Source organism: Mesorhizobium sp. M4B.F.Ca.ET.017.02.2.1 (assembly GCF_003998955.1).
GTDB lineage: Bacteria > Pseudomonadota > Alphaproteobacteria > Rhizobiales > Rhizobiaceae > Mesorhizobium > Mesorhizobium abyssinicae.
This window is the reverse complement of the sequence record NZ_RZOF01000319.1, coordinates 1-7207: the sequence shown is the minus strand read 5'-3', so window position 1 is coordinate 7207 and position 7207 is coordinate 1. Positions and strand designations below refer to the sequence as shown.

Annotated in this window: 2 protein-coding genes and 5 pseudogenes; 1 reads left to right on the top strand and 6 read right to left on the bottom strand. The window is 61.2% G+C overall.

The window, feature by feature from the left end; all coding sequences use genetic code 11:
• Positions 1–115: 115 nt before the first annotated feature.
• Positions 116–466 (bottom strand): annotated as a pseudogene (locus EN738_RS27555) (ATP-binding protein); the annotation flags it as partial.
• A 32-nt stretch (positions 467–498) separates the two neighbouring features.
• Positions 499–1577 (bottom strand): annotated as a pseudogene (locus EN738_RS27550) (IS21 family transposase); the annotation flags it as partial.
• A gap of 131 nt (positions 1578–1708) precedes the next feature.
• Here EN738_RS27550 and EN738_RS27545 point away from each other — a divergent pair.
• Positions 1709–2707 carry an IS481 family transposase gene (locus EN738_RS27545; RefSeq protein ID WP_127286429.1) on the top strand — a complete coding sequence of 333 codons (999 nt, stop codon included), beginning with the start codon at positions 1709–1711 and terminating at the stop codon, positions 2705–2707.
• Between the two features lie 264 nt (positions 2708–2971).
• Here EN738_RS27545 and EN738_RS27540 read toward each other — a convergent pair.
• The 4 genes and pseudogenes from EN738_RS27540 to EN738_RS27525 all read right to left on the bottom strand — a co-directional run.
• Positions 2972–3646: pseudogene (locus tag EN738_RS27540) on the bottom strand (IS110 family transposase); the annotation flags it as partial.
• 52 nt (positions 3647–3698) lie between these two features.
• Positions 3699–4499: an IS21-like element helper ATPase IstB gene (gene istB, locus EN738_RS27535; protein ID WP_127211509.1), complete on the bottom strand. Its 801-nt coding sequence runs from the start codon at positions 4497–4499 to the stop codon at positions 3699–3701.
• Positions 4499–5787, bottom strand: a pseudogene (gene istA, locus EN738_RS27530) (IS21 family transposase). The gene istB and the pseudogene istA overlap by 1 nt, the downstream one beginning before the upstream one ends.
• 73 nt (positions 5788–5860) lie before the next feature.
• Positions 5861–6232 (bottom strand): annotated as a pseudogene (locus EN738_RS27525) (transposase); the annotation flags it as partial.
• Positions 6233–7207 lie beyond the last annotated feature (975 nt).

Sequence of the window (7207 nt, the reverse complement as noted above, 5' to 3'; positions counted from 1 at the left end):
TCGGTATTTTTGAGAAGGATGACGGCTACGTCTTCAGTGAGACTGTCCGAGTGACTGAGAACGGCGCGAAGTCGCTAAGCAATATGTCACGCGATTTGTTGGTAAATTGCTGACTTTAAGCATAGCGATTCAGCGTAACGGCAATACGTACCCGGCGAACAGCACCACAAGGCTCATCGAGACGGGCGAGCGCCAAATCCTCGAACAGGCGAGGCACGCGCGCATAGAGCACGGAATGATCGAGCCGTGCTGCTTGCCGGCCGAAGGCGCAGGCCAGCCACGACTTGCCGGTTCCGGTCTGGCCGGTGACGATCAGGTTCTCATGCGCTTTCAGCCATTCGCCCTGGGCGAGCGCCATGGTGCCGCGCCGGTCAAGCCCCGCGTGGCGCGGCAAAGTCGATGTCCCCTCGATACAGGCTTCGGGAAAGCGCAGCCTGGCTGAGGCGAGCCGGTGCCGGACGCGCTTGTGATCAGACTGGCCGGCGTGGTGTTGGCCTAGCGCTGGTGCGCCTTGGGCATGTGTTCATTGACGGTGACGTGGCCGGAACGCTGCGAGCGACGCGCATGGCTGGCGACACGCTGGTGATCGTGGAAGATCTCGACCACTCGATGAGTGAGCCGCACCTCGACGGTGCGCCCGATCGGCCGGTGCGGCACCGAGTAGAAGGTCTTGTCGACCTCGACATGGTAGTCAGGATGGATCTTCGCCGACTTCCACTCGGCGTATTCGAACGGTGCCGCCGGCAGCGGCTTCAAGGCAGCCCGCTCGATCTCCTCGAACAGTTCGCGGCGGCTTTGGCCGACATGGCGCATCGGCCGATTGTTCAGATCCTCGAGCAGTTCGCGATCGCCGCGTTGAGCTCGGCGATCGAGACGTTGGCTCGAACCACAGCGCCTTGACGACACCGGCCTTCAGGTTGTCCCACACGATCGCTCTGGTGACACCGCCGAAGAAGGCGAGCGCTCGCACCTGGCCCTCGATCCAGTCCGGCAGCTTTTGGCTGGAGCTGGCAAAAGGCGAAGGCCAGGTTGGAGGCGGCCAGCACCGCGACAAAAATCTGCCGGGTAAATGGCGCCGGTCGCCGGATCGATCACCGGCACCGTCTGCCCGGCATAGTCCGTCTGCATCACCGCGCCCGCCGCACGCTGGTTGCGGAATGTCGCGCTCGTCCGGGGCTCGAAAGCGGCGAAATGCTCGCAGAACCAGGTGTAGCCGTAGCCGTCGGGATGGGCGGCGCGATACTCCTGCCACAGGAGCGTCAGCGTCACCCCTTGCGCTTCAACTCCCTGGCGATCAGTGCAAAGTCCGGTTCGCTCGGGCCTTGCGGTCGACGACCGGCAAGGCCGAACAGCAGCCGCTCAAGCGTAGCGTCGTCGTGGCCCGGCGGCAGCGGCCAGCATGACAGCCCGGCCTCCCTCGCCCGCAGCAAATAGGTCGATAGTGTCGTCTTGCTGATCTTCAGCCGTTCCGACACCTTAGGCCCCTTAGGCACCGAAAGACCGTGCTCATGGGTCAGGCGCAAGATCGCTTGGATATCCCACACGCTCGTTCGTCTCGCTTGCTTCCGTCTCGGCATGGCCCCTCTCAACGTCATCGTGAGAGGCCAAAATGCCAGAACAGCGGTCCCGAAAAACTGGAGAGCACCCCTAGATGTTTGATCCCAGGCTTTGATGGAGCATCCTTGTCGTCCGAATCAAAGGATGCGCTGTGGGCCAGGTTCTTCACGGGAGCGCCACGACGACAGAGGCGATCCGTCGAGCGATAGAACATAGTCAAGCGAGCCTGAGGGCGCTGGCCAAGCGCTACGGGATCAACCAGAAGACGGTCGCAAAGTGGAAGAAGCGGGCTTCGGTCGCGGACGTTCCGACTGGCCCGAAGGAGCCGAGATCGACCGTGCTTTCCGTGGAGGAAGAGGCGGTCATCGTCGCCTTCCGACGCTATACGCTGCTACCGTTGGACGATTGTCTCTATGCGTTGCAGCCGACAATCCCGCACCTGACGCGATCCTCTCTGCACCGCTGCCTGCAGCGTCATGGCATCGGCCGATTGCCGGATGTCGAGGGCGACAAGCCGGCGAAGCGGAAGTTCAAGAGCTACCCGATCGGCTACTTCCACAACATCGCAGAGGTCCGCACCGAACAGGGTAAGCTGCACATGTTCGTGGCGATCGACCGAACCTCGAAGTTCGCTTTCGTCGAACTGCACGAGAAGGCGACGACCGCCGTCTCGAGGGAGTTCCTGCTACGTCTGATCGAGGCGGTTCCTTACAAAATCCACACCGTACTCACCGACAACGGCATCCAGTTCACGACGCCCGGCGCCAGCGGTTCGGCCGTGCCGCTGATCAGGGAAGCCATCGCAAACGGCGAACTCTTCCGGGCACATGCCTTCGAATACGCCTGCGCCACGAACGACATCGAGCACCGCACGACCAAGGCCAAACATCCATGGACCAATGGCCAGGTCGAGAGGATGAACCGAACCATCAAGGATGCGACGGTCAAGCGCTTCTACTACCAGAGCCACGACCAGCTCCGTCGCCATCTCGCCGACTTCGTCACCGCCTACAATTTCGGCCGCAGGCTCAAGACCCTCAAAGGCCTCACACCCTATGAGTTCATCTGCAAGGCGTGGCTTTCCCAGCCGGAACGGTTTTCGCTCAACCCGCTCCAGCAAATGCCGGGACTTCTCTATTCGGCGTGTTGAAGTCAATCGCTTTCAAGCTTCCTCTACCACGGGCATTTGATGTCTTTCGCGAGGCCTTGCTTCTCTTCGGGATCGGCGCGTTGGCCCTCCCAGCATGGGATCAGTTGGAGTGAAGGGGTCAATCTAAACAGCGTTCTCACCATGTTGCCGCGGTGGAAACGAGTCCCGGCACGTCCTCTCTTCATCCTCCGTCCCGCGAAGGACATTCATCCGCCCTGGCGGATCTCGTTATCGGATGTTCTCCCTTTCGTTTGGTGGACCCGGCTATATCACCGCCGTCGCTTCCTCTCGCGCCCAGCGGAACTCACTGCCATCGGACCATATTCTGTGCATGATGACAGCTAATCTGCGAGCAAGGGCAACGGTCGCTCTTTGTCGGCCCCGGCGCTTAGCGACGTTCATCGCCCAAGCTTTCAGCCATGACCACTTTTTCACCACCGTCAGCAAGACTTGCGCGGCTTCATAAAGTAGCGTTCGCATCATGGCGTCACCGCACAGGGAAACACGTCCGACGCGATTGTCCTCGCCTGATTGATGCAAGCGCGGCGTTAACCCAAGAGCCGGCCCTACGGCCTTCGAATTCTTGAAGCGGGCAGGAATGTCGACTGTGGCCTTGAAAGCCAGCGCAACGACAGGTCCGACACCAGGGACGGTCATCAACCGCCTGCAAACCGTGTCACCCTTCACGATCGACAACAGCCTTTCATGCAATACCGTGAACTGCTCGCGAAGTTTCTGCCGGGCGGCGAGCAACACCTCCATGATGTCACGTAGCTCCGGGATGTCGCCGGAAAGGTCCTGGATGCGATCCGCAAATTTGGCAGCGCCGACAATGCCAACCTTGAGACCGAAGTTACGCAACAGGCCTCGAATGTCGTTCTCAATTGCGATGGCCTTTTCCTGCAGCAACTTGCGGGCTGTCAACAGCGCCCGACGTTTGTCAAGCGAAGTGAGGATTTGACCCCCTGGGCGAACTGAAGATTTGACCCCCTCATTGTTTTGCGGTTTCGTTGGTGCCGAGCGTCGTTCCGGCCTTCTGCAATAGGCCGGAACGACGCTTTTCGCGAAGCCGGTAGCTGTCGCCACGGATCGTTATCACTGTCGAATGATGAAGCAGGCGATCAAGGATCGCCGTTGCCACCACGGGATCGCCAAACACGCTGCCCCATTCGCCCACCGAGCGGTTGGAGGTGATCAGGATCGATCCCCGCTCATAACGCTGCGACACCAGCTGGAAGAACAGATGTGCGGCATTGGCTTCGAACGGGAGATAGCCGAGCTCGTCGATGATCAGCAGTTTCGGCCGCGACAGGGTCGTCAGTTGCTTTTCGAGTGAACCGTCGTCATGGGCCTTGGCCAGCATCGCCACGAGCGTGGCCGCCGTGACGAACTGGACGCTATGGTTCTGCCGGATCGCCTCGCGCCCGAGAGCCACCGCCAGATGTGTTTTGCCCGTACCCGGAGGTCCAAGGAACAGGACCGTGTCGCCATGGGCAATCCAGCGGCAGGTCGCCAGCTCCCGGATTTGGCGCTGATCCAGCGACGGCTGCGCGTCGAAGTCGAAGCCATCGAGTTCGCGCACAAACGGGAACTGCGCGATCTTGCCTGCCATAGAGATGCGCCGCTCGTCGCGCCGCGCGATCTCGCGGGTCACCAGGAAGGCCAAAGCCTCGCGCAAGGTCATTTGCGAACGCGCCGCTTCGTCCAGCAGCGTATCGAGCTGGTCCCGGATCGCGGTCAGCTTCAGCCGGTCGAGCTGAGCCACCAGCATCTCGTGATCGACCGTCGTCATCACCAGCTGCCTCCCACCAGTGCCTCATATTCGGCCAGCGGCCGCAACAGAGCGGAAGGCGCAACGATATCCACCGGCGCCGATCGCACCGGCGCAGCAGCGCCGACCACGCCGGCAAGATGCGCGCGCTCGACAATCCGTTGGCGACGTCCGCGGCACAACGCATGATCCGCCACCACCTCGCCCGCATGACGCACGATAACGCGGCCGCCCAGCACCACGACCTGGACGCTCTCCCCGATCAGCCGCCAGGGAACCGAGTAACTGTTCGTGTCCAGGTCGATTGCGCAGTCTGCCTGGACCTTGCGCACGAGATCCCGCAGTTGCCCGAACGGCGCCCGTCCGCCCAGAGGGCGAAGCGCCATGGCTTCTTCGGCAAAGCGCTCCGCAGGAGCCACCCCGGTCGTGCCATGCACACGCTGATCGGCAATCTCGCGTCCACCGGTCCAGATGCGCCTCGAACGCCGCCCAGTTCTCGAACCGGCGGCCGGCAATCGCATTGTGCTTGACGTAGCCGACCCCGCGTTCGTCCTTTCCCTTCGTACGCGCCCGGTAGGGCGCACAAGCCCGTGGCGTAAATCCCCAGTAGCGGGCAAAGGCGTGCAGCCGCACATTGAAGCGCACCTCCCGCGTCGCCGCATCGTGATGTTCGACCAGCGCCTTCGGATTATCGAACAGCACTTCCGTTGGAACCCCGCCGAAGCGAAGGAAGGCTCCTTCCATCCCCTCCAACCAGTCCGCCTGGCGCTCCCGAAGCGAGGGACGGATATGCAGCCGACGCGAGTAACCCAGCGTTGCCACAAACAGGTGCACCCGAACACGCTCGCCGCCGATCCACGCCCGCGTGTCGCCAAAGTCGATCTGCATCTGATGTCCCGGCGCCGTCTCAAACCGAACCGTTGCGCGCTTCTGCACCCTCAACTCCCGACGCCAACCCTGCACCCGAAGCTCCACCGACCGAAGCCCTATGACGATCCCATGTTCGCTCTCCAGTTCCTGGCGCACCACATCGGCGTTGCCACCATGGCGGAAGAAGCGCTCCCGCAGCCAAATCGTCTAGCCCGTCAAACGCGCTCCGCCGCACAGGCTTGCGAAACGGAACAGTCCCGCCTTCGCGCAGATACCGACGCACCGTGTTGCGCGCGCACCCGAATTCCTTCGCCAGCCGCTTCGCTCCCCAGCCAAGCTCATGCAGCCGCAGCATCGCTGCCACCTCTTCAGGCTGAAGCATCTCCTCTCCCTGCATCGTTCTCGACAATGCAGGAATCGCCGAAATCCCAATCGTCATCCATGCCTCCTCTCATAACCGAGGGGGTCAGTTCTTCATTTCGTCAGGGGGTCAGTTTCTCAATTCGCCCGACACGACGTTCCTGGCTCATCAGCGTCTTGACGTGCACCGGCCGGAACAAATTAACCCGCATCATCTGCGCGATGCCGCGCGCATCGTTGCGGTCGGTCTTGTTGACCTGCGCCTTGAGAAAGGCCTTCGCATGACGGGTTTCGATGCAGATTGCAGGTAGTCCGGCTCCCGCCAGACCACTGAACAACCATTGTGATAAGGGACCAGCTTCAAGCCCGATCCGGGCCAAATTCCAGGCGGGGTTCTTCAACGCCTCAACAAGATCGTCCGGATGGCTCGCAACCTTCATCTCTCGGCAAATGCGGCCTCCTTCATCCACGATGCAAACGGCCGTCTCTTTTACGGAGACGTCCAGTCCGGCATAATGCTTCATGCTGCGCTTCCTTTCCTGATGCTTGTGGCTGTTCACGCAGACCACGTTTTGTCATCAGCTCGAAGCGCAGCACCTCAAACACCCGTTCAAGACGTGGGGCAAAGCCGAATACCCCATCTAAACACCTAGACTAAACACCTAGACTGCTTGGGCTACTTCTTGCTGGCGGACCGCCCGGGGCGGAAGCCCTAGCTGTGCTCGGAGAACGCCGGTTCGATTGCGGCAGGGCTTGCTGCATCCGCCTGTCGACGGCCGCGCCGACCCGCGCGCTTCTCTTGTTGACCTTCAGCAGCAACTTAGGTCATGAATCGGCCGACCGAGACCATAACCCGTTCGCCAACGCACCGGTTGCGAACAAAGATGTTGCAGTCGTCCGCGTAGCGGCAAGAGCGGAGGCCGACGTCGGACCAGTCCCCTGTCGAGGTCGTCGGGCAGGAGGGCGAGAGCGGACCGCCCTTGCGAAATTTCCTGTCCACCGACGGACCAAGCCGTCCTCCATCAACTCGGCCTTGAGCAATGCTGGATGAGTTTGAGCACACGCTTGTTCTCCAGCTTCAACTCGAACAGATCGACCAAATAGGTGTAGCCCCGGTATGTAGCATTGCGCGGAGCGGAAGTTCCCTCGGCTTCAGCGTCCCATAAGAGCGAGCGGCGCATCGTGCCAACGGCTCTCGACAAGTTCAAGTCGCTGATTGGGGACATAATTCGAGTCGCGATGAGCACGGTGTCGAACTGAAAGGGTCTACCAGGCCGACACTCGCCTGCCCCGACTGTGCCTACGGGTAGGTCCGAATGCGACGGAAGCTGATGCCTTCCCATTTCCCGTCCTAGACGGGCCGTTGTGGAGGGGTGGCGGGTGATGTGTACTCGCGGGAGAGTGGCTCGACAGACCCCTTATCGGCAGACGATACAATCTCCAACACGCCTTGGTAGCTTACTGTCACAATAAATTGACATACCAATGAAAACCTTCAC